At 32.2% G+C, this 26357-nt stretch carries 23 protein-coding genes and 2 tRNA genes; 13 read left to right on the forward strand and 12 right to left on the reverse strand.

Annotated features, from left to right (window positions below):
• Positions 1 to 166: 166 nt before the first annotated feature.
• The 5 genes from WNY78_RS12145 to WNY78_RS12165 all read right to left on the reverse strand — a co-directional run bounded on the left by WNY78_RS12145 (position 167) and on the right by WNY78_RS12165 (position 5807).
• Positions 167 to 2713, reverse strand: a complete 2547-nt coding sequence (locus tag WNY78_RS12145; protein WP_342873477.1) for a POTRA domain-containing protein — start codon at positions 2711 to 2713, stop codon at positions 167 to 169.
• 10 nt (positions 2714 to 2723) lie between these two features.
• Positions 2724 to 3464: an isoprenyl transferase gene (locus WNY78_RS12150; RefSeq protein ID WP_342873478.1), complete on the reverse strand. Its 741-nt coding sequence runs from the start codon at positions 3462 to 3464 to the stop codon at positions 2724 to 2726.
• A complete protein-coding gene (locus WNY78_RS12155) occupies positions 3465 to 4154 on the reverse strand; it encodes a DUF6089 family protein (RefSeq protein ID WP_342873479.1) in 690 nt (229 codons plus the stop codon).
• Between the two features lie 118 nt (positions 4155 to 4272).
• A complete protein-coding gene (locus WNY78_RS12160; protein ID WP_342873480.1) occupies positions 4273 to 5148 on the reverse strand; it encodes an NAD kinase in 876 nt (291 codons plus the stop codon).
• Between the two features lie 2 nt (positions 5149 to 5150).
• Complete coding sequence (locus tag WNY78_RS12165) at positions 5151 to 5807, reverse strand: CBS domain-containing protein (RefSeq protein ID WP_342873481.1); 657 nt, start codon at positions 5805 to 5807, stop codon at positions 5151 to 5153.
• 90 nt (positions 5808 to 5897) lie between these two features.
• Between WNY78_RS12165 and WNY78_RS12170 the strand changes: the two genes are divergently transcribed.
• The 6 genes from WNY78_RS12170 (at position 5898) to clpX (ending at position 11451) form a co-directional block, all read left to right on the forward strand.
• Positions 5898 to 6611, forward strand: coding sequence for a pyridoxine 5'-phosphate synthase (locus WNY78_RS12170; protein ID WP_342873482.1), 714 nt, complete (start codon positions 5898 to 5900; stop codon positions 6609 to 6611).
• Positions 6612 to 6697: 86 nt separating this feature from the next.
• Complete coding sequence (locus WNY78_RS12175; RefSeq protein ID WP_342873483.1) at positions 6698 to 7465, forward strand: alpha/beta fold hydrolase; 768 nt, start codon at positions 6698 to 6700, stop codon at positions 7463 to 7465.
• Positions 7466 to 7490: 25 nt separating this feature from the next.
• Positions 7491 to 7838: a phage holin family protein gene (locus tag WNY78_RS12180; RefSeq protein WP_342873484.1), complete on the forward strand. Its 348-nt coding sequence runs from the start codon at positions 7491 to 7493 to the stop codon at positions 7836 to 7838.
• A 108-nt stretch (positions 7839 to 7946) separates the two neighbouring features.
• On the forward strand, positions 7947 to 9269 hold the full coding sequence (gene tig, locus WNY78_RS12185; protein ID WP_342873485.1) for a trigger factor: 1323 nt from the start codon (positions 7947 to 7949) through the stop codon (positions 9267 to 9269).
• Positions 9270 to 9359: 90 nt separating this feature from the next.
• On the forward strand, positions 9360 to 10034 hold the full coding sequence (gene clpP, locus WNY78_RS12190) for an ATP-dependent Clp endopeptidase proteolytic subunit ClpP (protein WP_342873486.1): 675 nt from the start codon (positions 9360 to 9362) through the stop codon (positions 10032 to 10034).
• 184 nt (positions 10035 to 10218) lie between these two features.
• Positions 10219 to 11451, forward strand: a complete 1233-nt coding sequence (gene clpX / locus WNY78_RS12195) for an ATP-dependent Clp protease ATP-binding subunit ClpX (RefSeq protein WP_342873487.1) — start codon at positions 10219 to 10221, stop codon at positions 11449 to 11451.
• Positions 11452 to 11830: 379 nt separating this feature from the next.
• Here clpX and WNY78_RS12200 read toward each other — a convergent pair whose 3' ends face one another.
• Positions 11831 to 13351 (reverse strand): GH3 auxin-responsive promoter family protein, encoded by a 1521-nt coding sequence (locus WNY78_RS12200; protein ID WP_342873488.1) that lies wholly within the window; start codon positions 13349 to 13351, stop codon positions 11831 to 11833.
• A 52-nt stretch (positions 13352 to 13403) separates the two neighbouring features.
• Here WNY78_RS12200 and WNY78_RS12205 point away from each other — a divergent pair, with 52 nt between their 5' ends.
• The gene (locus WNY78_RS12205) at positions 13404 to 14198 is read left to right on the forward strand and encodes a DUF2797 domain-containing protein (protein ID WP_342873489.1); all 795 of its coding nucleotides are present in this window, start codon (positions 13404 to 13406) and stop codon (positions 14196 to 14198) included.
• Between the two features lie 73 nt (positions 14199 to 14271).
• A complete protein-coding gene (locus tag WNY78_RS12210) occupies positions 14272 to 14505 on the forward strand; it encodes a hypothetical protein (protein ID WP_342873490.1) in 234 nt (77 codons plus the stop codon).
• Between the two features lie 11 nt (positions 14506 to 14516).
• Here the strand turns inward: WNY78_RS12210 and WNY78_RS12215 are convergent, their stop codons facing one another.
• The 5 genes from WNY78_RS12215 to WNY78_RS12235 form a co-directional block, all read right to left on the reverse strand.
• The gene (locus WNY78_RS12215) at positions 14517 to 15137 is read right to left on the reverse strand and encodes a LysE family transporter (RefSeq protein ID WP_342873491.1); all 621 of its coding nucleotides are present in this window, start codon (positions 15135 to 15137) and stop codon (positions 14517 to 14519) included.
• A 106-nt stretch (positions 15138 to 15243) separates the two neighbouring features.
• Positions 15244 to 15438, reverse strand: coding sequence for a 30S ribosomal protein S21 (gene rpsU / locus WNY78_RS12220; RefSeq protein ID WP_342873492.1), 195 nt, complete (start codon positions 15436 to 15438; stop codon positions 15244 to 15246).
• A gap of 28 nt (positions 15439 to 15466) precedes the next feature.
• A complete protein-coding gene (locus tag WNY78_RS12225; protein WP_194509439.1) occupies positions 15467 to 16330 on the reverse strand; it encodes an RNA polymerase sigma factor RpoD/SigA in 864 nt (287 codons plus the stop codon).
• 302 nt (positions 16331 to 16632) lie between these two features.
• A complete protein-coding gene (locus tag WNY78_RS12230) occupies positions 16633 to 19278 on the reverse strand; it encodes an AsmA-like C-terminal region-containing protein (RefSeq protein ID WP_342873493.1) in 2646 nt (881 codons plus the stop codon).
• A gap of 226 nt (positions 19279 to 19504) precedes the next feature.
• Entirely contained in the window at positions 19505 to 20209 is a 705-nt protein-coding gene (locus WNY78_RS12235) for a queuosine precursor transporter (RefSeq protein WP_342873494.1), read from the reverse strand.
• 71 nt (positions 20210 to 20280) lie between these two features.
• Between WNY78_RS12235 and folK the strand changes: the two genes are divergently transcribed.
• Positions 20281 to 21420: a 2-amino-4-hydroxy-6-hydroxymethyldihydropteridine diphosphokinase gene (gene folK, locus WNY78_RS12240; protein WP_342873495.1), complete on the forward strand. Its 1140-nt coding sequence runs from the start codon at positions 20281 to 20283 to the stop codon at positions 21418 to 21420.
• 121 nt (positions 21421 to 21541) lie between these two features.
• Here folK and WNY78_RS12245 read toward each other — a convergent pair whose 3' ends face one another.
• A complete protein-coding gene (locus tag WNY78_RS12245) occupies positions 21542 to 22072 on the reverse strand; it encodes an RNA methyltransferase (RefSeq protein ID WP_342873496.1) in 531 nt (176 codons plus the stop codon).
• A 367-nt stretch (positions 22073 to 22439) separates the two neighbouring features.
• Between WNY78_RS12245 and mutS the strand changes: the two genes are divergently transcribed.
• From mutS to WNY78_RS12265, 4 genes are all read left to right on the forward strand, one after another.
• Complete coding sequence (gene mutS / locus WNY78_RS12250) at positions 22440 to 25088, forward strand: DNA mismatch repair protein MutS (RefSeq protein WP_342873497.1); 2649 nt, start codon at positions 22440 to 22442, stop codon at positions 25086 to 25088.
• Between the two features lie 102 nt (positions 25089 to 25190).
• Positions 25191 to 25262, forward strand: a tRNA-Gly gene (locus tag WNY78_RS12255).
• Between the two features lie 24 nt (positions 25263 to 25286).
• Positions 25287 to 25370: transfer RNA gene (locus tag WNY78_RS12260), tRNA-Leu, on the forward strand.
• A 390-nt stretch (positions 25371 to 25760) separates the two neighbouring features.
• Positions 25761 to 26345 carry a sigma-70 family RNA polymerase sigma factor gene (locus WNY78_RS12265; protein ID WP_342873498.1) on the forward strand — a complete coding sequence of 195 codons (585 nt, stop codon included), beginning with the start codon at positions 25761 to 25763 and terminating at the stop codon, positions 26343 to 26345.
• The last annotated feature ends 12 nt before the right edge of the window (positions 26346 to 26357 follow it).

Below are 26357 nucleotides of genomic sequence, written 5' to 3' on the forward strand. Positions count from 1 at the left end.
CTGTTTTATTTTATTAGTTATGTAATTACTATAAACTTTTAAAACGACAGATTAAATTACGATTCTGTCATTGTGTTTAGTTTTTCAAATTAACGAAATATATTTAGAAAAATTTTAACACACACATTAAATCGTCAAATTGTTATTAGAAAAAATCGTGCCAAGATTAAAATTGCTGTCCAATAATGAAGTGAATTTCTTGACCGTTCTTTTGAGTTTCTCCAGGTAGAGCGTCAAATCCATAACCAAAATCAATACCTAATAATCCAAATGCTGGCATGAAAATTCTAAGTCCAACACCTGCAGATCTTTGAAGGTTAAATGGGTTGTAATCTCTAAAGTTATCAAATGAAGCACCTGCTTCTACGAAGGTTAAACCATAAATTTTTGCTTGTGCACCTAAAGTTATTGGGTAACGTAACTCCATAGAGAATTTGTTGTAAATCGTACCACCATCTTGAGAAGATAATGATTGATTAGGATATCCACGAAGTTGTACAACCTCTCTACCATCTAGTGCAAAGTTACCTAAACCATCACCTCCTAAGAAGAAACGTTCAAAAGGTACTACTCCTCTATCTTGGTTGTAAGCACCAAGGAAACCAAATTCCATTCCAGATTTGATAACCAATTTATCCCAAATTCTAGTATACCAATCTCCTTTGAATTTTACTTTGTAAAATTCTAACCAATTAAAACGTTCTTGATCTATTTCTCCAATTCTAACTAGATCATCAGCATTGGTTTGATCAAGCCCATCACGTTCGTTCTTTAGAGCTTCATAATCCACATCATTAAATAATGAATATGGTAATGATAATTTACCTGTTAATGAAAAACTAGAACCTCCAGTTGGATAAATTGGATCAACAGATAAGTTATTTCTAGATAAACCTATAGTATATGATAGGTTATTAGAATACCCATTTCCAAATGTAAATAATCCAGTATTATAATTTTTTAAATTATAGTGTTGAAAAGCTACAGCTTGAGATAATGTAAAGTAATCATCTGGTACTTTTAAACGTTTTGCAATCCCAACAGAAATACCTGTGATATTAAATCGTTTGTCTTTATCAGCATCTCTAGTTACAGCATTATATAAAAACTGTCTTGTATGTGAAAGAGACGTAGATAATTGCACAGGACGTTTTCCTCCTAACCAAGGTTCAGAAAACGAGAAGCTATACGTTTGGTAAAAACGAGACGCTTGTAAACGTAATGCTAAACTTTGACCATCACCAGAAGGGATTGGTTTATAAGCCTCTTTATTAAAAATATCTTTTATTGCAAAGTTGTTAAATGATAATCCTAAGGTTCCAATGAAACCACCACCACCATAACCACCTTGTAGTTCAATTTGGCTAGAGCCACGTTCTACAACTTGATAATCAATATCTACAGTACCATCCTGAGTATTGAAATTTTTCATGTTAGGTGTTAACTGCTGTGCATCAAAGAATCCTAATTGACCTAATTCTCTAATAGTTCTAATAACATCACTTTTGCGATATAGTGTACCTGGTTTTGTTCTTAATTCTCTGTAAACGACGTGGTCATTTGTTTTATCATTTCCACTAACACTTACATTATTGAAGTAGGCTGGTTTTCCTTCGGAAATTCTAATCTCCATGTCAATAACATTCCCATCAGCACTTGTTTCTACTGGGTTTATAGTAGAAAATAAATAACCATTATCTTGATATAGGTTAGTAATGTCTACTGCATCAGGTTTAGTGTCATCAGCAATACGTTTACGTAATTCAACACCATTATAAGTAGTCCCTTCTTTAATTTTTAATATAGAATGTAATTGTTGGTCAGTAAATACAGCATTACCTACAAACTTAATTTCACCAAACTTGTATTGTTCACCTTCTTCTACATCTATAAATAGACTAATCGTTTTATCATTTTGATAAACGATAGAATCTCCAATAATTCTAGCATCACGATAACCGTTTTCTTTGTAAGTATCAATGATGCTTACTAAATCTTCTTTGTAATCGTCCTTGATATATTTTGAACGTTTTAGAATACGGATAGGATTTTTTTGCTTGGTATTCTTCATAGATTTTCTGAGTTTTTTATCAGAAATCTTATCATTACCATTAAAGTTGATTTTATCAATTTTCACCTTTTGTCCTCTATCAATGAAAACAAGCATATCAACTCTTAATTTTTCAACTGAATCATTCGTAACTTCTTTAGTCGTTACTGTTGTCTTCGCATTTAAAAAACCTTGCTTTTTATATTTGTTAGAAATGTAATTACGTGTAGTCGTAACTAAGTTTTCAGTGACTTTAGCTCCTTTAGATAGGTTGTTTTCAGTTTTTAAACCGTCAATTTTACCTTTTTTAACACCTTGAATAGTAACTTCATTTAATTCTGGTAAGTCAACAAGATTAATTTCTAAATACGCTTTGTCCCCATCTGTTTTAGCTAAGTAAACATCAATACTACTAAAAAGGTTAGAGTCCCAAAGTTTTTTAATAGCATTACTAATTTGTTCTCCAGGAATAACAATTTCTTCTCCTATTTTTAATCTAGAAAAAGAGATGACAGTTGATGGATTAAAATTTGTGTTACCAGTAACCTGAACATCTTCTAGGATGTATTTTTTACCTTGATTAAAATCTGATTGTTGTGCAGTTACTACAAAAGATGTAATAAAAATAAATGCTGTAAGTAGTGACTTAATATATGTTTTCAAAAGTAAGTTGTTAGCTAAGTTGTTCACTTGTTTTTCCAAATCGTCGTTCTCTATTTTGATAATTAATCAAAGCTTCATAAAGGTCCTTCTTCTTAAAATCAGGCCAAAGAATGTCTGTAAAATATAATTCAGCATAAGCAATTTGCCATAGCAAAAAATTGCTTATCCTTTGTTCACCACTGGTTCGAATTAACAAATCAACATCTGGTAAATTTTGCGTGTAAAGATGCTTATTAATAATTGATTCGTCAATACTTTCAACAGAAATTATATTATTTTTAACTTTATCTGTTAATTCTTTGATAACGTTAACAATTTCTTCTCTAGAACCGTAACTAAGAGCCAAAGTCAAGGTCATTCTTGTATTATCTTTTGTTTTATCAATAACCTCTAATAATTCTTTATGAGCATTTTTAGGTAGGTCACTAAGATTTCCAATGGCAGATAACTTTATGTTGTTTTCTTGAAGTGTTTTAATTTCTTTTTTTAATGACTTTACTAAAAGCTTCATAAGGGTTTGAACTTCTAATTTAGGACGTTTCCAGTTTTCTGTAGAAAACGCATAAAGCGTTAAGTTTTTAATCCCAAGTTCTGCACTAGCTTCAATAACATCTCTTACAGATTTTGTGCCATTTTCATGACCAATGACTCTAATCAACCCTTTTTGTTTAGCCCAACGACCATTGCCATCCATTATAATGGCGACATGTTGAGGTAATTTATTGAGTTGTATTTGGTCTTTTAAATCCATTTAAAAATTGCAATAACAAGGTCGTTGACCAAATGTATAAGTTAATGTAAAGCCTGTAAAGACATACCAATCATTACTGTTGATGTTTCCAAATGAAAACACTTCTAATCCTTCAGAATCTGGTACACTACCATCTAATTCATCAGAAAATGTATAACGTGCACCAACCTCAAATCCTAAAATTAAATGATTAGTAATATTAGATTTTACGCCTAAAACCATTGGGATTCCAAATGCCCAACTGTCTGTACCTTCAGATGTGTATGTTCCTGTAGCATCAAAATAATAGTTGCCATGTTTCGCAACAGAAATTCCAGAGTACATATAAGGTACAGCTTTTAATCCACTAGTATGTAAATCAAAATCCCAAAATGTATATTCCATTCCTGCCGAAATTTCAAGCAGATTACTATCAAAAGAATAATTTCGTTCTTTACGTCTTGGGTCATCAGATTTTGAATCCTTTCCCACTAAATCTGAATAAATCAATGATACTCTCCAAGAATGTCTAGGGCTACGATTCCATTTTAAAAGTAATCCTAAAGCAGGAGCATCTGGTGCGATATAGGTTGTTGAACCAATATCACCAATAAAATTACTTCCACCTCCAAACACACCAACCTCATAGATTTGTGAGTGGCTCGTCTGAGTAAAAAGTATACTAAATAAAAATAAGATTAAATACCTCATAAATTTTTAAAAGTTTGCAAATATAATAATTCTGAATTGCCTTTGGTAATTTGAGGCAAATAGTCTTACTAAAAACAGAATATATAAGGTTTTATTGCATACAAAAATAGTGTAACTCTTAATTTCGTTTGTCTTCTCCCCAAAGCATCTTTTGTCTTAAGGTATCAATAAAACGCTCATCAAGGAGTTCCACCATTTTAATTTTAAATGTTGCTTTTTTGATTGTAATTACCGTAGCGTTAGATAAGGTTACGATTCTAGAGTCTAAAGACATTAAGTGCTGATCTTCACGGCCATCAACTTTTAATTGTATCTCTGTATCATCTCTTAAAACTAAAGGTCTTGCGTTTAAATTATGAGGCGCAATTGGTGTCAATACAAAACTGTTAGCATCAGGAGTTATTACAGGACCACCACAACTTAAAGAGTAACCAGTAGATCCTGTTGGTGTAGCAGCAATGAGACCGTCAGCCCAATATGATGTTAGGTATTCACCATTAAGATGAGTTTCTACAGTAATCATTGACGTTGTATTTTTTCTACTCACTGCAATTTCATTGAGTGCAAAATTTGTTTCGGTTAAATCTGCATTTTTAGGGTCAGTCTCAACACTTAACAACGTGCGTTCAGAGGTTTTGTAATTACCATGTAAAATGTGCTCAATAGCAGTTTCTATTTCATCAGTTTGTATGGTTGCTAAAAATCCTAGTCTACCAGTATTGATGCCTACTATTGGGATAGAATAATCTCGTACATAAGTAATCGCTCTTAAAATAGTTCCATCACCTCCAACGCTAATTAAAAGGTCAAAACTTTCGTTTAATTCTGAAAATGTCTGGATATCATTTATTTTTTTTACTTCGGAAATGAGCTGTTCATAAAATTTAGTCTCAATATGAATGTCAACGTTATTTTTCCGAAGCACACCAATAAGTTCATCAAAAGCTTCTGAAGATTTATCTGGATAATACAAACTGTAAACGGCTACCTTCATAATTATATGTCTAAATATTTTTTGAGGTAATCAGACCGTTCCTTCAAATTTTCTATATAGGAGTCCTCTTCATGACCCGAAATGATATTATAGCTATAACGTCTAAACGTTTGTGCCACATCATTAATGCCAGCATTACCAATTTTAAGTGTAATCTGAACAAGATCATTATCCATTTTAGATACAAACGCTCCTAATAGTTTAGCATCATTAGATTCTACAATTTGACTAATTTCACTAAATGAATAATCTTGGATTCCTTTTTCAACAATTAAAATCCCACCAGGTTCAGCAAAAAAAGGTGTTTCATTAAATAAACCAATAATATCACCAAGCTCATAATACCCTAAATAATTATTATGCTTATCAAGAACAGGCATAATGTTACATGAGTTTTGAGCAAAATTCTCAAGTACGTCAAGCCAATTGGTTTCTGGTCTAACAAAAAAACCTTCTATAGAGTAATTACAGTCGGCAATAATTTTATGAGACTCAAAGCAATGTGCATCATTTTCTGAGATGCAACCTTGATAAACACCATCTTTTTCTACAGGAATGTGAGAGTATGTCAACTCATTAAATAGGAGTTGAGCATCACTAACCTTCTCATTAATGTTAAGTGGTTTTATGTCGTTTATAATGTATTCTTGTAATGGCATATTCGTGTTTAATTCTATTGCAAATTAATTAAAAATAACCACAATAAGCAGTACGGACTTTGTATTTTTGTGATTGTAAAATAAGATGCAATGACAAAATTAAGTGTAAATATTAATAAGATTGCTACGTTAAGAAATTCTAGAGGTGGTGACACACCAAACGTAGTGCAGTTTGCAAAAGATGTACAGCGTTTTGGAGCGCAAGGTGTTACGGTTCATCCAAGACCAGATGAACGACATATTCGTTATCAAGATACGAGAGATTTAAAACCAGTTGTGTATACAGAGTTTAATGTAGAAGGGAATCCTATAAAATCATTCATGGATTTAGTTTTAGAAGTCAAGCCAACACAAGTCACTTTAGTTCCAGATGCTGTTGATGCGTTAACTTCAAATGCAGGATGGGATACGATTAAGCATAAGGATTTTTTAGCAGAAGTGATTCAAGAATTTAAATCCAACGGCATACGTACCTCCATATTTGTAGATCCCGTTTTGAAAATGATTGAAGGTGCTAAAATAACAGGAGCAGATCGTATTGAGCTGTATACCGAAAGTTTTGCTCACCAATACAGTCTTGGAAACAAAAGTGCTATTGAGCCTTTCGCTAAAGCTGCCGAATTATCAAATCAAATTGGTTTAGGTGTTAATGCAGGACATGATTTATCATTAGACAACATTAAATTTTTTAAAGAAAACATTCCTGGATTATTAGAAGTATCGATTGGTCATGCTTTAATTGCTGAAAGTTTATACTTAGGAATTGAAAATGTGGTGCAGATGTATTTACAACGACTAAAATAAAAATTTATAGTTGCAGTCTCAATTTTCAGTGGGATTGTCATTACGAACGCAGTGAGAAATCTCATTACTAGATTATATATTAAAAAATGAAACTACACTCTCAAATAATAGGACAAGGTCAACCCTTCATCATTCTCCACGGATTTCTAGGAATGAGCGACAACTGGAAAACCTTAGGAAATAAATTTGCTGATGCAGGATATGAAATCCATCTTGTAGATCAACGTAATCATGGTAGAAGTTTTCATGATGACGATTTTAGTTACGAAGTATTATCAGAAGATTTAAAAATCTATTGCGATGACCACAACCTTCAAGATATCATCTTATTAGGTCACTCCATGGGAGGGAAAACAGCTATGCTTTTCGCTACAGAATATCCAGAATTGGTATCTAAATTATTAATTGCAGATATTAGTCCGCGTTTTTACCCAATCCATCATGATGCTATTTTAGACGGATTGTCTGCATTAGATTTTTCCGAAGTAAAAAGTAGAGGTGAAGCAGATAAGCAATTGTCAAAATATGTTCAAGAGCCAGGAACTCGTATGTTCTTACTCAAAAATTTATATTGGATTGAGAAAGGACAACTTGCGTTACGTATTAATTTAGAGGCTTTAAAAGAAAATGTGTCTGAAGTTGGTGAAGCCTTACCAATCCATTCCAAATTTGAAAAACCTACCTTATTTTTAAGAGGTGATAAAAGTGAATATGTGATGCCAACAGATGAAAAACTCATTAAGCAACACTTTCCGTTGGCAGAAATAGTAACGATTAGTAATGCAGGACATTGGTTACATGCAGAAAATCCATCAGATTTCTATGACGCTGTGATTAATTTTATTACTTTATAATGATTAACAACTAAACTTTATCAATATGAAATTATTAATTAGACTTTTAGTTACCGCAGGCATCGTCATGTTATTAGCTCATTTTTTACCAGGCGTTGCAGTTAGTGGTTTTGAAGCAGCACTAATTGTAGCTGTTGTGTTAGCATTGCTCAATTTTATAGTTAAGCCAATTCTTGTCATTTTAACCATACCAATTACGATCATGACTCTTGGATTATTCCTATTTGTCATTAATGCGTGCATTATTCTATTAGCAGATAAATTTATAGATGGATTTGGTGTGAGTGGATTTTGGACAGCCTTGTTATTTAGTATCTTATTATCCATCTCGCAATCTATTGCGTATTCGATTTTGATGGAGAAGAAAAAATAGTCTGATATACAGAAGTTAAACAATTGTTGGGTTGCAAAAAAAATTGTATTTTTGCAGCCCTTTTTAAGGTAAAATATTAATGCCCTTTTTGGGTTTATAGTTGATACAATGAATATTACAAGAGAAAACATCGATGCATTAAATGCAGTTGTAAAAGTAGACATCGCTAAAGAAGATTATAGCGATCAAGTAGAAAAAATATTAGCAGATTACCGTAAATCGGCAAACATACCTGGTTTTAGAAAAGGTCATGTGCCAATGACAATGGTAAAAAAGCAATATGGTAAAGCCGTATTGGTTGATGAGGTTAATAAGTTATTACAAGATGCTTTAGGTAAATATTTAACTGAAGAAAAATTAGATGTTTTAGGTAATCCATTACCAAAGCCTCAAGATGATTTAGATTGGGATAGCGATAATTTTTCTTTTGAGTTTGAATTAGGTCTAGCACCTGAGTTTGAAGTCAACTTAAAAAGTAAAAAAGCCATCACACATTATAATATCGTTGCTGATAAAAAAATGATTGATGACCAAATCGTTCATATTAGAAAACAATATGGAAAGATAACATCTCAAACAGAAGTTGCTAAAGACTCTGAGATTACAGGAGTTTTTGAAAATGAAGAGAAAGAGATTAACAACTCTACAATGATTACCTTAGATAAATTTAAAGGTAAATCAACAGAGAAGCAGTTTTTAGGTGCTAAGGTTGGTGATGTTGTTACTTTAAAAACGAAAGGGTTATTTAATGACGATCATGATTTAATGAACTTTTTAAAAGTATCTCATGATGATGCTCATGGTTTAGATATAGAAGTTAATTTCACAATCAACGAAATCAACGAGAGAGAATTAGCAGATTTAGATCAAGAATTATTTGATAAACTCTTCGGAAAAGGAGCTGTAACATCAGTAACAGAACTTAAAGATAAAATTAAGGAAGATTCTGAAAAGCAATTTGCTCAACAAGGAGATCAAAAACTATTAAATGACGTTACCGAAAGTTTAGTAGAAAACACAAAATTTGATTTACCAGCTTCATTCTTACAAAAATGGATGCAAACTGCAGGTGAAACTCAAATGGATGCAGATCAAGCAAAAGAAGAATACGAAAAGTCAGAAAAAAGCATGCGTTACCAATTAATTGAAGGTAAATTAATTGAGAAGCATAATCTACAAGTTAAATTTGAAGATTTACAAGCACATGCTAAAGAAATGATTAAAGTGCAAATGGCACAATTTGGTCAAATGAATTCTAGTGATGAAGAATTAGACGGTATTGCAGCAAGAATTTTATCTAATAAAGATGAGGTAAAGCGTTTATCTGAACAATTAATGAGCACTAAATTGTTAAATCTTTACAAAGCAGAAGCTAACTTAAAGACAAAAGAAATAACTTACGACGAATTCGTAAAAGAGTTCTACAGTTAAGTAAATACATTATAAATTAGTATATTTGAGCGTAGAACTTTATAAGTTTTACGCTTTTTTGTTTCACAATAAAATTTCAGAAAAAGATATATGGATTACGGAAAAGAATTTGAAAAATTCGCAATAAAAGATCAAGGTATCAGCAGCACATATTACAATAAGATTGTTAGCAGTATGTATCCAACAAGTATGACACCATACATTATTGAAGAACGTCAATTGAATATTTCTCAATTAGATGTATTCTCACGTTTAATGATGGATCGTATCATTTTTATGGGTACAGCAATTAATGATCAAATTGCAAATATCATACAAGCACAATTGTTGTTTTTAGAAAGTGCAGATGCTACTAAAGACATTCAAATTTATATCAACTCTCCTGGAGGAAGTGTTTATGCAGGTTTAGGTATTTATGATACAATGCAATTAATAAAACCTGATGTAGCAACAATTTGTACAGGTATGGCAGCTTCAATGGGAGCCGTTTTATTATGTGCAGGAGAAAAAGGAAAACGTAGTGGTTTAACACATTCTCGTGTCATGATTCACCAACCACTAGGAGGTGCTCAAGGTCAAGCGAGTGATATAGAAATCACAGCTCGTGAGATTTTAATTCTTAAAGAAGAATTATATAAAATAATTAGTAAGCATTCTGGTCAGGATTACGACAAAATCTATGATGATAGTGATCGTGATTACTGGATGAAAGCAGATAAAGCTAAAGAATACGGTATGATTGACGAAGTATTGTCAAGAGGATAACCTGTTTTTTACTTCGGAAATTGGAACTCATAAAACTTAGTTCATTAGAATGATAGTTTTGGAGTTGTAATAGTTCTGAAGAAACAAATACAATTAGAATAAAGTTATAGTTGAGTTCTATTAGGAACTTATAACTACAATTTATGAGATTTCCATTTTTGTGGGAACTTAAATAAAATTTAGAATGGCAAAGGAAGAATTAGAATGTTCGTTTTGTGGAAGGAAAAAGCCTGAAACCAGTTTATTAATTGCAGGTTTAGATGCACATATTTGTGATCGTTGCATTGAGCAAGCACATGGTATCGTTTTGGAAGAATCTAAGCAAGCTGGTAATGAAGAATTGTCTTCAGATTTAATGCTTAAAAAACCACAACAGATAAAATCGTTTCTTGATGAATATATCATTGGTCAAGAATACACTAAAAAAGTAATGTCTGTTGCAGTTTACAATCACTACAAACGTTTATTACAACCACCAAGTGATGATGATATTGAGATTCAAAAATCAAATATTATTATGGTTGGAGAAACTGGTACAGGTAAAACCTTAATGGCAAAAACAGTTGCTAGAATGTTAAATGTACCATTGGCAATTGTTGATGCTACGGTTTTAACAGAAGCTGGTTATGTTGGTGAAGATGTAGAAAGTATTTTAACACGTTTATTGCAAGCAGCAGATTATAATTTAGAAAAGGCAGAAAAAGGTATCGTTTTTATTGACGAGATTGATAAAATCGCACGTAAAAGTGATAACCCTTCTATTACAAGAGATGTTTCTGGAGAAGGTGTACAACAAGCCCTATTGAAACTTCTTGAAGGTACGGTTGTAAATGTGCCACCAAAAGGTGGACGAAAGCATCCAGACCAAAAGTTTATTGAAGTCAATACCGAACATATTTTATTTATAGCTGGTGGAGCGTTTGATGGAATTGATAAAAAGATATCTAAGCGTTTAAATATGGCAGCAATTGGTTATAAAGCTGATCATGATGATGGTGCAATTGATAAAGATAATTTATTGCAATATATCATACCTAAAGATTTAAAAGATTTTGGATTAATACCAGAAATTATTGGTCGTCTTCCGGTTTTAACTTTTATGGATCCTTTAGATGCCAAGACGTTAAGAGCTATTCTAACTGAACCTAAAAACGCCATCATCAAACAGTATAAAAAACTCTTTGAAATGGATGATGTAGAAATGTCCATTACAGAAGGAGCTTTAGATTATATTGTTACTAAAGCCATAGAGTATAAGTTAGGAGCCAGAGGTTTACGTTCACTTTGTGAAGAAATATTAACAGATGCTATGTTTGAAATGCCTAGTAATGATGATAAAAAGCTAAATGTAACTAAGTCTTATGCTGAAGATAAACTGTCTAAAACGACACTTAAAAAGTTGAAAGCAGTATCTTAAGTTATTACTTTCTAGACTAGAAAAAGTTGAGATAAAATCTATAAAAAAAGAAACCACTCTTTTCCCGAGAGTGGTTTTTTATTGGATTTAAAAATTAATATTGCTTGACAATATTTTGAATACTTTTTTGTAATTTTTAAGGTCTTTAAACAACGAGATAGTAGTGTTGTTTTTTTAGGACTTTGTAAATATAGGTGCATTACTTTCATAAAAAAAACGACTTTTCCACCTTTTGGATGAACACTTGTTTATTCTCGTTGTGTGGGAAAATTAATTGTATTTCGTCGGGTTTTTAATGTAATCAGTTATCTTTTTAATGTCCTAAAAAGGGTTTCAGTTGATTTTTCCGTAGTGATTAGTGAGTCAACAATTACATAATCTAAGACATGGTATTAAGATTTAGAAGCTCGTCAATATATTCTCTACTGTTTGAGAGTCTAGGGATTTTATGTTGTCCTCCCAATTTATCATGTTGTTTTAACCAATCATAAAAAAGACGCTCTCTTGCAATATGAATTGTTGGCATATTTAAAGTCATATTATTTAGACGCTTGGCTTCATAATCAGAATTTAATGACTTAAGTGTTGTGTCTAACAACTCATTAAAGGTGTTAAGGTCATGTGGAGGCGTTTTAAATTCAATAAGCCATTCATGCGATCCTTTATCTCTACCTTTCATAAAAATTGGAGCTGCGGTATAATCTACAATTTCAGATTGTGTTGATTTACAAACTTCTCTCAGAGCATCTTCGGCATTTTCAATAATTAATTCTTCACCAAATGCATTAATATGATGTTTTGTACGTCCTGAAACTTTTATACGATATGGGTTTGTTGATGTAAATCTAATAGTATCTCCAATTTTGTAACGCCAAAGTCCTGCGTTAGTCGTTATGATGACTGCGTAATTTTTATCAACTTCAACTTCGCTTAAAGGGATTACCCTTTGCTCTAGTGTTCCGTAAGTGTCCATTGGGATAAATTCATAGAAAATTCCATAGTCTAACATCAACAATAATTCACTGCTATTGTTTTGGTCTTGGATGGCAAAAAATCCTTCCGAAGCATTATAAGATTCATAATACCTAAAATTAGATTTAGGTAAAATCACTTTATATTGATCTGCATACGGCACAAAACTCACACCTCCATGAAAATAAACTTCTAGGTTTGGCCAGATTTCAAATAGATTTTCTTTTCCTGTAGCTTCTAGAACATTATTTAGTAAAACGAGCATCCAGGAAGGAACACCAGCTAAACTCGTTACATTCTCATTTCGGGTCTCTTCAACAATAGCTTGCATTTTATGTTCCCAATTATTCATAAGGGATACTTTATTGCTTGGTGTGCTGCTAAACTCTGCCCAAAATGGCATGTTATCAATTAATATGGCAGACAAATCGCCAAAAGCTGTTCCGTTTTCTTTATAAAGTTCTTTGCTACCTCCTAAGCGCAAACTTTTACCTGTGAATAATTGTGAGTCTTCATTATTATTAAGGTACATGCACAATAAATCTTTACTTGCTGCATAATGGCAATCTTCTAAAGACTCTATGCTTACAGGAATAAATTTACTTTTTGCATTTGTAGTTCCACTAGATTTTGCAAACCATTTTATTGGGTTTGGCCAAAAGATATTATGTTCGCCTTGACGAGAACGTTCGATTAGATTTTGGCACTCTTCATAAGTTGAAATGGGTACACGTTCACTAAACGTTTTGTAATTAGAAATGGTGCTAAATTGGTGCTTCCTACCAATTTCAGTATCCTTTGCCGTTGAGAGGAGTTGAAACAGTAATTCATTTTGGACTTCGTTTGGGTATTTTAAAAACAATTCAATTTGATGAAATCGTTTTTTCAAAAACCATGAAGCAATAGAATTCACTAATGGAATCGCCATATTTAAGTATCTTGAACTATCTTTATGCTTTAAAAATAATACTTTTTTTTATATGTTTTATCAAGGTGTTTTAACAAAGATGCAAACTGAGTTTGCAGAACCTATTCAATATTATTTAATCTTAGAGAATGATTTCTTGAATATGAATCAGTTACTAGGAAAAACCATTACGATGGAGTTTGTAAAACATCAATGTTTAAAATGCGGATTAGATAAACCTATTTACCGTCAAGGGTTTTGTAAAGAAGATTTTTTTGATATTCCTCAAGCTGGCGATTGGATTATGAGACCAGAATTGAGTACTGCACATTTAGATGTTGAAGATCGTGATTTAGACTACGAAAAGAAAGTGCAACTGCAGCCACATATTGTGTATTTGGCAAATTCTAGCAACATAAAAGTAGGAGTGACGAGAAAAGGACAAGTGCCAACACGTTGGATAGATCAAGGTGCTCATGAAGCCATTGAAATTGTAGAAGTACCAAACCGTTATCTTGCTGGTATTACAGAAGTCGCTTTAAAAGATCACGTCGCAGATAAAACCAATTGGCGCAAAATGCTCAAAAATGATAATGTGGATGAAAATCTTGTAGAATGGCGAGAAAAATTAAAAGTTTTTATTCCTGCGGAAGCTCAAGATTACTATATCGCGTCTAATATGGAAACAAATATTGAATTTCCAGTTATTAAATATCCAGAGAAACCAAAAAGTCTCAATATTGAAAAAGAGAAACAGTATACCGGAAAACTAGTTGGGATTAAAGGGCAATACCTCATTTTTGAAGATGAGAGAGTTTTTAATGTAAGAAGTAATGAAGGTTTGGTTGTTAGGTTCTCAATCTCTTAAATATTAACTAAATTTTATAAGAGTAATATCTTTTTAAGTAGCTGTTGTTTAGTATCTTGTAAATAAAAATGCTATGAAGTTTTCTGTCATGTTTTATGTGGCACTTACCACATTACTATTAGTTACTATCACAATTGCAGTCGCAATGAATATGCCTCTGGGTTGGGTTTTTTATCTAACTTGTATTGGACAAGTTTTTGTTTTAGTTATGGTCTATAAAGTATTAAGAGATAACTATGCTACTGATAAAACATTTGATGATTTTTATGAAGATCATCCAATTGGTCAAAATGAAAATTATAGATAATTAGTTTTATTTTAAAAACTCAATTTAATGGCTTGAGCAACTCCAATGACTAACAGTAAAATTCCAGTGACTTTATTAATAATCAAAGTTATATTTTGAACTTTGTTTTTGATGACAATACTAAATTTGCTGTAAAGGTATAATGTGAGCAATTTTCCGAAGTAAACTCCTGTGAAAAATAGAAACAACACCAATAATGGTGAGTCTAATGACAACATTAAATTATTGTTTTTGATAATGCCAAAAGCTACAATCCAATAAATTAGTACAGGTGGATTTAATAACCCTAAAAGAAAACCTGTTAAATATTTTGAAGAAGTGAGCTTACTTTTTTTAGGAGATTTTTCTTTTTGTTTCTTAAAGATTAAAAAACTGCCTACTGCCATTAAAATTATGACGATTACAATTTGAATCCACATGTTGTGATCAAAAAAATCTCTTACCACCATATTGCAATGAAGCGCGTAATAAGACAATACAACTTCTGAGATACCAGCTGCTATTGCAATTTTGAAAGCTTGTTTTGCACTTTGCTTTATGGTTGTGTTTATGACAGCTATATTAGAAGCTCCCAATGGTAAGGCTCCAATAAAACTTGCTAAAACTCCTATTAAGAAATATAACATTATCATGTGGAGTTGGTAGGTTTTCTGCGGAAAAACTTACAACCAATAAAAAACAACAAAAGGCGCATCTATTTTAGATGCACCTTTTATATATTATAAAGCTAAAAAACTACTAAATATCCTCTTGATCTCTCAAGTTTTGGATATATCCAGCTTTTTGAATTTCACGTCTTCTTTTTACCGATGGCTTTGTGAAGAACTGTCCTTCACGTATGTTTTGCATCGTCTTTACGTTACGGTGTTTTCTTTTGTAACGTTTTAAAGCACGTTCAATGCTTTCTCCTTCTTTTACTAAAATTTTGATCATTGTAATACTTGTAATTATTGGTTTAGGACTATCCTAAATACGTTTTTAATATTTTACTTTTTGAATCTTGACGTAAACGCTTAATTCCTTTTTCTCTAATTTGTCTAACACGCTCTCTAGTTAAATCAAATGTCGCTCCAATTTCATCTAATGTCATTGGTGGCTCATCACTTAATCCAAAGTTTAAACGAATCACATCACTTTCTTTTTGTGATAATGTGTCTAATGCTCTGTTGATTTCAACATTTAAAGACTCTTTCATCAATTGATTGTCAGGATTTGGTGATTCACCAGATTTGACAACATCATATAAACTTGATGTTTCACCTTCTTTTAAAGGTGCATCCATTGATAAATGTCTCCCAGAATTCTTTAAAGATTGTTTCACTTCTGAAACCGTCATATCCAATTCTTGTGCTATTTCTTGAGCACTAGGAGGTCTTTGATGCGTTTGCTCTAAAAACGAAAATGCTTTGTTGATTTTGTTTATAGAACCAATTTTGTTCAAAGGTAATCTAACTATTCGAGATTGTTCTGCTAAAGCTTGTAAAATTGCTTGTCTAATCCACCAAACTGCATAAGAGATAAATTTAAAACCTCTTGTTTCATCAAAACGCTTTGCAGCTTTAACAAGTCCTGCATTTCCTTCATTAATTAAATCTGGAAGTGTAAGTCCTTGATTTTGATATTGTTTAGCAACAGATACTACGAAACGTAAGTTAGCTGTCGTGAGTTTATCAAGTGCTACTTGATCACCTTCTCGAATACGCTGAGCCAATTCAACTTCTTCTTCAGCAGTAATCATTGGGAGTTTACTAATGTCTTGTAGGTACTTATCTAGGGATTTCGATTCACGGTTAGTAACTTGCTTGGTAATTTTTAATTGCCTCATATATTCTGTCTTGTTTTAAAAAGTTTGCAAGAGTCTAATGTAACTTTTAATTTGACAAAAGCAAATAAATGTTATCTTACTTATGGAAAATAGCCAAAAAAGACGATTTTTTAAGAGTAATTTAACACTTACCACCAATTTGAGCGTCAAATATCGTATTAAAGACGACGTTATTTATGAATTTAAAAACGCTGAGATTGAATTTCATAATATCGCAACGGAATTCATAAACAAGGCATTTAAATTTAATAAGAACAAGTCGACTTACAACATTTAATGTTCATATTGGTGAATACTTAAAATCACTGTTTTTTAGTTGAGTCTTGTTTCTTTTTTCTATTGTTTAATAATCCTCCTAAAATATTTTTTACACCTTCTGTAACTGTATTTGAAGTTGCTGTTTTAGTGGTATCTGTTTTTACAGTAGTAGTGTCTTTTGTAGGTTCATTTTTTGAACCTCCTAAAAGTCCGCCTAATATATTAGTAATTTCATCTTTACCTTTATTTATAAGTTTTGTCTTTTCAATCTCAATGAGTTGCTTTGTTAAGTTTGAAACAGCACTTGTTAAATCGGTTTGTATTTTCGGACTTGTATAATTCCCTGAAATGTTTGCAGTAACAGGAATTGTAATTTTATTTACTTCTGGATCGTTGATTTTACCAAGTAATTGGTTGACATCACTACCTAAATATTTAGCTGGCACTTCAAAAACCGCATTGTACTTTAAAGTTTTATCAAATCCATGACCTCCAGAAACGACGATATTGATGTCTTTATATTTAAGGTTAAATGGTTTAACGTTAACCTGACCATTAGAGAAGTCTAAATGGGCTTTTAAATCTTTCAGGTCTAATTTGCTAAAATCTATGAAATTTAATGCACCATCTAATTTACTTAAAATAGAAGATTCGTTCTCATTAATACTAGTAGTTAATAACTCAGCAAAGGCATCACCAGAAACCGAATTTAAATTAGGAGTAAAATCGCTTCCTAAAGTTCCTTGTAACTTAATAACAGTATTTAATTTTCCTTGAAGCGCTTTTGCAATTGGTGCAATATTTTGCAATAATTCTAAACTTTGAAACGATTGCGCAATATCAAAACCATCTGCTCCTATATTAAGGTCAAAAACTGGTGTGTCAGTTTTTGTAGATACTTTTCCAGTTAATGCTAAAACACCATTAAATAGATTTGATGTTAGATTTTTTAAATCAGCTTCTTGATCTTTAATTAATAAAGTACCATTAACATCCTTTAAAGTTAAATTGTCATATATAACTGTATTTGCTTTTGCGTTAATTGTACAATCTAGAAAATCTGGAATTTTCATAGATTGAGAAGCAGACGTTGTTTTGTTAGATGTTTCCGAAGCAGTTTCATCTTCAACCATAAAATCACTAACAACTAATTTGTTGGAGTCCAGATTAAAATTTCCTTGTAGTTTTTTATCACTTAGTAAAAATCCAAGTAAGTTTTTTATAGTTCCAGTAGCTCTAAAATCACTTGTTCCTGTTTTAGCATCAAAACTATTAAGAGACACGTTTCCTGGATTGAATGTCATATCTGCTTTATTAATTTGAATTGGGTTAACAATGTCTTCCGAAGAAAAAATAAAGTCACTAAGACTCGCGCTTCCAGTATTTTTTATGCGCTCATAAGCATTGGTCTCAATCGCATTCATATCAAAGGAAGTATTGAGTTTTGCTTTTAAAATTCCGCTTAATTCCTTATCAAAATCAATAGGATACGCTTTTGTCAAATTAGCAAGATTTAAAGTTCCATCAATATTAGCATTCACCAACATGTTTTTGGTTAAATTTTTAATAATAGCACTCGATTTAAAGACATCATTATCAATTTTGAAATTGAGCGTTTGAAGATCTACAAAGGTGTCGTCAATATTTCCAGTTGTGTTTTTAATAGAGGTGTTAATGTTGATGTTACTCACACGTTTTGGTAAATCTGGATATTTAAATGAAGCATTATTGGATGAAATATTAATGTCTAATGTTGGAATTGTTTCTTCGGAAATATTCCCTTTTATAATACCTTTAACTTTAAAATCACCCGAAGTCTCAACGTTTTCAATGTTTTTAGAATACGTTTCAGGAATCACAGCAAGAAAATCTTTAAACGATGATTCTGGATTTTCAAATGTGATATCAATGTCCTGACCACCTTCAATTATCTGCACATAGCCATCAAAAACAAGAGGTAGTTGATTGATAAACCCTTTGTTTTCCATGAAGGTATATTTCTGCTCGTTGAGGTTCATCCCGATAAGTGCATCTAATTTAATTTTATTCTGATTGAGATATTGTACGCTATCCATGCTCATGCTCACATTAGCATCAGTTTTAGTATCGAGTTGTGATGCTTCTCCAGAAAACGTACCATTCCCAGAATGATTTAGCTCTGTCACATAAATTTTAGTGTTAGAGATCTCATCTATATAGGTTAATGCACTTTTACTGATAGTATAATCTTTGATATCGAATGCAAATCCAGCAGAAGAATCTGTTGTGGCTTGCGCGTTCTCTTTTTCTTTTGTGATATCATAATTATTATTTCCTAGAGCATCGGTTTTTAAAGTTAATAGTGCTTCTTCAATAGAAATGGAGTTCACTACAATTGGATCGTCACTAGCATTTTTAAATACTTCTTTAATAGACATATCAAAAGCAATATTTTTTGCAGTTACAAAAGTCTCACCTTCAAAAGGCTTAAAATTGGTAATCACCAAATCTTCAACGGTTACATGAGCTTGTGGGAAACTACGAATGAAACTTAAACTTACATCGCTAAACTCTACGTTTGCGTTAAGGTTTTCATTCATCAAATTTTTAACCATATCCTTTATTTTTCCTTGAAATGCAAAAGGAATAGCTACCAATAAGGCTAGAATTATTAATAAAGTAATACCAATTATTTTAAATGCTTTTTTCATGTGTTAGTTTGGTTGTTTTTAATGTTCACTTGCAGTTCGATATCAATTTTTGAAGTGCTCGTGTCATAATTAAGTTCCGCATGAGCGGTAAAATTTTGTTATTTCGATTCAATTTCCGAAGAAAACCGAAGCGTTAGTTGTATATATACGACGAGATTAGAGTTTAAGACGAATTAAAACAAAAGTTTAATAAAACTTTAACCCATATCATATTATTAATGATGTGTTAGATTAATTCTATCTCTTCATTAATTTTTAAATTAAATCGTTTTCTAAATAAATACACACCTAAATATAAAAATGGCGTGTCTAGAAATGCGACGATAACTTTAAATAGAAATCCGCTAATTAATAAACCCTTAAAACTTTCCCATGGTAAAATTTCAAAAGCACATAATAAAAACACGACAGAAAAAGTATCAATAAATTGCGAAAACCAAGTCGAGAAATTATTTCTAAGCCATAAGTGTTTTCCTTTGGTTAACTTTTTCCAGAAATGATACACTTGAATATCTATAAATTGAGCAAAAAGATAAGCACTCATACTTGCAAAAACAGCAATGATAGAGTTGCCAAATACTTTTGTAAACAACGAATCCTGTACTGGAGAATTTGGTATTGCAGGCACGCTATCTGCCACCAATATAATTAGTAACGAAAAGACTGAAGCAAAAATTCCTGCAATTACAACTTGGTTAGCTCGCTTCTTTCCATAAATCTCACTAATTAAATCAGTAATTAAAAAGGTAATAGGATATGGTAAAATCCCAACAGAGATTTCAAATAACTTAGATCCAAAAATTTCAATGTCAAAAGGATACCAATAAAAAAACTTTTGAAAAATTAAATTAGAAACCACCAAAGACGTGATAAACAGTGCAGCAAGAAATAAATAGATTTTTTGAGCAGCAAGTTTGTCTTTTATGGTCATAAATTGTGAATAAAAACTTGGTGCAAATATACGCTAATCCCATTTTGTTTTCATTTATTTGATGATTCAATATGAATACGATCCACCACATTTACATCGCTCTTGGGAGCAATAAAGGCGACAGAATGAAATATCTGCAAGACGCTGTAGATGCTATTTTTACTGAAATAGGCAAGGTGAACACCATCGCAAAAGTTTATAATACACCAGCTTTTGGGTTTGAAGGTGATGATTTTTTGAACACCTGTATTTATGTCGAATCTGTTTTTTCGGCAGAAGTTGTATTAGAAAAACTCCAAATCATAGAAAAGCGATTAGGTCGAGAACGTAACCAAACCGATGGTTACCAATCACGAACCATAGATTTAGATATCTTGTTTTATGATGACGAGATAATGTCTTCGGAAACTTTAAATATTCCACACGCGCAACTTGAAAAACGAAAATTTGTTCTAAAACCATTACATGATATCGCTTCAAAACTAAAACATCCGCAATTAGAGAAAACAGTGGTAGAGCTTTTAGAAGCTTGCGAAGATGACAGCGACGTTGAAGCGATTAATATTTGGTTAAAGAATCCAGCAAAGCAATTTGACTTTTCAAAATATAATTATATCGCAATAGAAGGAAACATTGGTGCAGGAAAAACGAGTTTATCTCATCAAATTTCTAACGACTTTAACGCAAAACTCATACTAGAACGTTTTGCAGATAATGCCTTTTTACCAAAATTCTACGAAGAGCCAAAACGCTATGCGTTTACTTTAGAAATGTCATTTTTGGCAGATCGTTATCAACAAATTAGTGACGATTTATCACAGTTAGATTTGTTTAAGGATTTTATCGTGAGTGATTATGATATCTATAAATCATTAATTTTTTCAAAAATCACATTGCCAGAAGATGAGTTTAAACTCTATCGTAAACTCTTCTATTTAATGTATAAAGACATCGCGAAACCAGAATTGTATGTCTATTTGTATCAAAACACACAACGACTGCAAGAAAACATTAAAAAACGCGGACGCGATTACGAGAAAAACATTGATGACGAGTATTTAGATAAAATCAACTCAGGATATCTAGACTTCTTAAAAAATCAAAGCGAACTCAATGTGAAAATCATCGATATTTCAGATCGAGATTTCGTGAATAATCGTGCAGATTATTTATGGGTTTTGAGTGAGATTTGTGGAGAGGAAAAAAGTTAGAAGACTGGAAGCTAGAGATGAAAGTTTGTTGTTCTGTCATTCAGAAGGAGGTACGACTGAAGAATCTCTTTCTTCTTAAAACAAAAGATTCTTCGCTTTGCTCTGAATGACAATTATAATTTTATTTAGTCATCTTGCTAAACAAATCCCAAACCACAACACCACAACTCACAGAAATATTTAGCGAATGCTTCGTCCCGAATTGTGGGATTTCTATCACGATATCACTAGCATCAACCACGTCTTGAGCCACACCTTTTACTTCATTGCCAAAAACTAGTGCATATTTTTGATCAGCTTCAGGTTGAAACGTGTTAAGCATTGTTGCTCGTTCTGCTTGCTCAATAGAAATCACTTTGACGTTTTTAGATTTTAGTTTATTGACAACATCTATTGTGTTTTCAGCATATTCCCAATCTACAGTTTCGGTACTTCCTAAAGCGGTTTTCCTAATGTCGTTGTGTGGAGGCGTTGCTGTAATTCCGCAGAGATAAATCTTCTCCACCAAAAACGCGTCACTTGTTCTAAATACTGATCCAATATTGTTTAAACTTCTAATATTATCAAGTATAATAATGATAGGTGTTTTTGTGGCTTCTTTAAATTCGTCCACATTTAATCTATCGAGCTCGCTATTTTTTAATTTTCTCATCTTTAGTTTCCGCGAAAGCGGTAATCTTTTTTAATCTGTTATTCCTGTGAAGGTAGGAATGACAATTTTTGTTGAAATCTACCAATAATTGTAGATAACTTCTAGGTGTCACATTTCAGAAAACATCAAAATATAAGTAATTTAGCAATCTTACGGTTTTGAGAATTTCCGAAGTAAAAATACAAGGAAGTGATTTAAACTTTTAGCATTTAAGTGAAAATTATTGATTTTTTGACCAGTTGAAGACTTTCTTTATTTGCATAGCATCGCAACGGAAATAAAAAAAAGACAAAAAGTGGGTGAAAAAGCGGTTTTTTATCGAATGGGAAAAGGCTTAAATCACTTCATAATTTAAAAGAGAAGCAACTTGGCTAAAAAAGTAAAAAAAGTAACGCCTTTAATGAAACAATATAATGCCATCAAGGTAAAATATCCTGATGCATTACTGTTATTTAGAGTGGGCGATTTCTACGAAACATTTGGTCAGGATGCCGTAAAAGCCTCTAAGATTTTAGACATTATTTTAACCAAAAGAGGTGCAGGAAGCGAGAGTGAAATTGAGTTGGCTGGTTTTCCGCATCATTCATTAAACACCTATTTACCAAAGCTGGTTAAGGCTGGTGAGCGTGTTGCTATTTGCGATCAATTAGAAGATCCTAAACTGACTAAAAACATTGTAAAACGTGGTGTTACAGAGTTAGTAACTCCAGGGGTGGCACTTAATGATGATATTTTACATTCTAAAACCAATAATTTTTTAGCAGCCGTTTATTTTCCGTCAACAAGTTCTGCTTCACAATCCAACGGAACCGTTTTTAACAGTGTTGGTGTGTCATTTTTAGATGTCTCAACAGGAGAATTTTTTATCTCACAAGGCAACAGTGAATATGTAGATAAGCTCCTTCAAAATTTTAGACCAAGTGAAGTGTTGGTATCAAAACCCAACCGTAAAAAATATAATGAAGCTTTTGGTAATGATTTTCATGCCTTTTATTTAGAGGATTGGGTATTTCAGGATGATTATGCAAATGAAACCTTACTCAAACAATTTAATACAAAGTCACTCAAAGGTTTTGGGATTGAAGATTTGTATGAAGGTATCGTCGCCTCTGGAGCCATTTTACATTACTTAGGAGAAACGCAGCACCATAAATTACAACATATCACATCTATTCAACGCTTAACAAAAGGCGAACATGTTTGGATGGATCGTTTTACGATTAAAAATTTAGAGTTGTATCAATCTACCAATCAAAATGCAGTGACACTTGTAGATGTGATTGATAAAACGATTTCTCCAATGGGTGGACGATTACTCAAACGTTGGTTGGCATTGCCATTGGTTAATATGTCGCAGATAAATCAACGTCATGATGTGGTTGAGTATGTTAAAAGCGATGCTGTGATGTTGGGCAAATTTCAGCAGCAATTAAAGCAAATTGGTGATATTGAGCGATTGATTTCAAAAGTGGCTACAGTAAAAATTTCGCCTCGAGAAGTCATTCAGCTTAAAAATGCATTAGAAGCTATTGTGCCAATTAAAGCATTAGCGCTGAATACTAAAAATAAAGCCTTGCAGCATTTGGGAGATCAATTAGATGCTTGTGAAGAATTACGTACACGAATCAAAGCGACTTTAAATGAAGAAGCTCCAGTTAATATTTTAAAAGGGAATACGATTTCATCTGATTTTTCTTCGGAATTAAAAGAGCTTCGAGGTTTATCAGCTTCTGGAAAAGATTATCTCGATAAAATGTTAGAGCGCGAAAGCGAACGTACAGGAATAACCTCACTCAAAATAGCATCAAATAACGTATTTGGTTATTATATAGAAGTGCGTCATACGCACAAAGATAAAGTTCCCGAAGAGTGGATTAGAAAACAAACACTCGTTAGCGCAGAACGCTATATTACAGAAGAACTCAAAGAATACGAAACCAAAATTTTAGGCGCAGAAGAGCGTATTTTATTAATTGAGCAACAGTTATTTGGGGAATTGGTGAATTGGATTATTAATTTTATTCAGCCTGTTCAAAAAAATTCGGCATTAATAGCGCAACTCGATTGTTTAACTGGTTTTGCACAACTTGCTATTGAGAATAATTATACAAGACCAACACTTACCGAAGGTTATGAATTAGATATTAAAAACGGAAGACATCCAGTTATAGAAAAACAGTTACCTCATGGTGAGCCTTATATTGCCAACGATGTGTATTTAGATAGAGAGGAGCAGCAAATTATAATGATTACAGGTCCAAACATGTCTGGTAAATCAGCAATTTTGAGACAAACAGCTTTAATTGTGTTGTTGGCGCAAATGGGAAGTTTTGTTCCTGCGGAAATTGCAACTATTGGGCTAACAGATAAAATTTTCACAAGAGTAGGAGCCAGCGATAATATCTCTATGGGAGAATCGACGTTTATGGTTGAAATGAATGAAACGGCTTCTATTTTGAATAATATCTCAGATAGAAGTTTAGTGCTACTCGATGAAATTGGTCGTGGGACAAGTACTTATGATGGGATTTCTATTGCTTGGGCAATTAGCGAATATCTTCATGAGCATCCAAGTAAAGCAAAAACATTATTTGCAACGCATTATCATGAGCTAAATGAAATGTCTGAAACATTTGATCGCATCAAAAATTTCAATGTCTCTGTCAAAGAATTAAAAGATAATGTCTTATTTCTTCGGAAATTGGTTGCAGGCGGAAGTAATCATTCTTTCGGAATTCACGTTGCTAAAATGGCAGGAATGCCTCAGCAAGTGATTCATCGAGCAAATAAAATACTCGCTCAATTAGAAAAATCTCACTCCACAGAAGAATTAACCGATAAGGTGAAAACCTTAAACGATGAGATGCAATTAAGTTTCTTTAATTTAGACGATCCTTTGTTAGAGCAGATAAAGGAAGAGATTGTCAACATTGATATCGATACTTTAACACCTGTTGAAGCACTTATGAAACTCAATGAAATTAAACGTATGTTGCTGAAAAAGAAGCGTGCATAAAAAAAGTTTATTTTTTTTATTAAAAGGCTTTGCTTTTCTTAGAAAAGTCTTAAATTTGCCCTCGCAATTACAACAAACGTTCATTTAAAAAATTGCTATACTGCGAAAGTAGCTCAGGGGTAGAGCATCACCTTGCCAAGGTGGAGGTCGCGGGTTCAAATCCCGTCTTTCGCTCTACAACTTAAAAAAATATACCAAGCTGAAGTGGTGGAATTGGTAGACACGTTGGACTTAAAATCCAATGTCCATTAGGACGTACGGGTTCAAGTCCCGTCTTCAGTACAGATGAAAAGTCGAAACGAAAGTTTCGACTTTTTTGGTTTTAAAAAGTTCCGAATGCTTGCATTCAAGGAAACTTTTTAAAACCAAAAAATCAATCCAAGCTATTGGATTGATTTTTCTCAAGATGTTAATTTGTATTTGTCTTCTGAAAGATAGGCTAGCTGAAGTCAATTTATAATTCTTACCCTTATATCAAATTCAAGTTACCAAAAGATGCAGATTGTTCTATAATCTGCAACATTCTATATGAGCATTAACTATTAATAAGCAAGGTGTCTTAGTTTCATCTCTATATTATGTTCCAAATGACTGCTGTTATTTATATATTTGAAAGTAAATAGGATTCTATTTTTCACTATTCATATTAATTAATCTAAAGCTTATATAACTTTGAAATCTAAAAAAGATAAAGATCTTCTTTTATGGGCAAAACTCAAAGATGGAAATACTGAGGCTTTAGGTAAGTTGTATGACCTTTATATTGATGATTTATTTAGTTATGGTATTCAATTTAGCTCTAATAAAACAGAGGTTATAGATAGTATTCATGATGTGTTTTTAAACCTTTATAAGTATAGAACTAAACTAGCAGATACCAATCATGTTAAATTTTATTTGTTACGTTCAGTAAAAAATCAAATTTTTAAGAAAGGTAGAGGAAAGTTTCAAATAGAATCTATTGAAGATAATCCTCTTTTATTATCAGATTTTAGTGCTTCCGTAGAAGAAGAAATTATTGTTAATGAGATTAAAAATGAGCGTACTTATAGGTTGTCTAAATCAATAAACTTGCTAAGTAAAAAGCAGAGGCAAGGATTGTTTTTAAGATTTAACGAAGAATTGGATTATGAAGACATTGCGAAAATCATGAATGTCTCTGTTCAAACCTCCAGAACTATTATTTATAGAGCGATTAAAGCTTTAAGAAAGAACATGTTATCTATAGTGTACACTGTCCTTCAAATTTTTTATTAAAATTTCTCATAT

Origin of the sequence: Psychroserpens sp. AS72 (genome assembly GCF_038900375.1) — a bacterium.
Lineage (GTDB): Bacteria > Bacteroidota > Bacteroidia > Flavobacteriales > Flavobacteriaceae > Psychroserpens.

Excerpts from the sequence above, each read along its gene's own strand:
- WNY78_RS12200 (WP_342873488.1), bottom strand. The coding sequence starts at position 13,351 with ATGGCGATTCCATTAGTGAATTCTATTGCTTCATGGTTTTTGAAAAAA.
- WNY78_RS12175 (WP_342873483.1), top strand. The coding sequence starts at position 6,698 with ATGAAACTACACTCTCAAATAATAGGACAAGGTCAACCCTTCATCATT.
- clpP (WP_342873486.1), top strand. The coding sequence starts at position 9,360 with ATGGATTACGGAAAAGAATTTGAAAAATTCGCAATAAAAGATCAAGGT.
- WNY78_RS12245 (WP_342873496.1), bottom strand. The coding sequence starts at position 22,072 with ATGAGAAAATTAAAAAATAGCGAGCTCGATAGATTAAATGTGGACGAA.
- WNY78_RS12235 (WP_342873494.1), bottom strand. The coding sequence starts at position 20,209 with ATGACCATAAAAGACAAACTTGCTGCTCAAAAAATCTATTTATTTCTT.
- WNY78_RS12180 (WP_342873484.1), top strand. The coding sequence starts at position 7,491 with ATGAAATTATTAATTAGACTTTTAGTTACCGCAGGCATCGTCATGTTA.
- WNY78_RS12150 (WP_342873478.1), bottom strand. The coding sequence starts at position 3,464 with ATGGATTTAAAAGACCAAATACAACTCAATAAATTACCTCAACATGTC.
- folK (WP_342873495.1), top strand. The coding sequence starts at position 20,281 with ATGAATACGATCCACCACATTTACATCGCTCTTGGGAGCAATAAAGGC.
- WNY78_RS12230 (WP_342873493.1), bottom strand. The coding sequence starts at position 19,278 with ATGAAAAAAGCATTTAAAATAATTGGTATTACTTTATTAATAATTCTA.
- WNY78_RS12155 (WP_342873479.1), bottom strand. The coding sequence starts at position 4,154 with ATGAGGTATTTAATCTTATTTTTATTTAGTATACTTTTTACTCAGACG.
- WNY78_RS12215 (WP_342873491.1), bottom strand. The coding sequence starts at position 15,137 with ATGATAATGTTATATTTCTTAATAGGAGTTTTAGCAAGTTTTATTGGA.
- clpX (WP_342873487.1), top strand. The coding sequence starts at position 10,219 with ATGGCAAAGGAAGAATTAGAATGTTCGTTTTGTGGAAGGAAAAAGCCT.
- WNY78_RS12160 (WP_342873480.1), bottom strand. The coding sequence starts at position 5,148 with ATGAAGGTAGCCGTTTACAGTTTGTATTATCCAGATAAATCTTCAGAA.
- WNY78_RS12165 (WP_342873481.1), bottom strand. The coding sequence starts at position 5,807 with ATGCCATTACAAGAATACATTATAAACGACATAAAACCACTTAACATT.
- WNY78_RS12210 (WP_342873490.1), top strand. The coding sequence starts at position 14,272 with ATGAAGTTTTCTGTCATGTTTTATGTGGCACTTACCACATTACTATTA.
- rpsU (WP_342873492.1), bottom strand. The coding sequence starts at position 15,438 with ATGATCAAAATTTTAGTAAAAGAAGGAGAAAGCATTGAACGTGCTTTA.
- tig (WP_342873485.1), top strand. The coding sequence starts at position 7,947 with ATGAATATTACAAGAGAAAACATCGATGCATTAAATGCAGTTGTAAAA.
- WNY78_RS12225 (WP_194509439.1), bottom strand. The coding sequence starts at position 16,330 with ATGAGGCAATTAAAAATTACCAAGCAAGTTACTAACCGTGAATCGAAA.
- WNY78_RS12170 (WP_342873482.1), top strand. The coding sequence starts at position 5,898 with ATGACAAAATTAAGTGTAAATATTAATAAGATTGCTACGTTAAGAAAT.
- WNY78_RS12205 (WP_342873489.1), top strand. The coding sequence starts at position 13,404 with ATGTTTTATCAAGGTGTTTTAACAAAGATGCAAACTGAGTTTGCAGAA.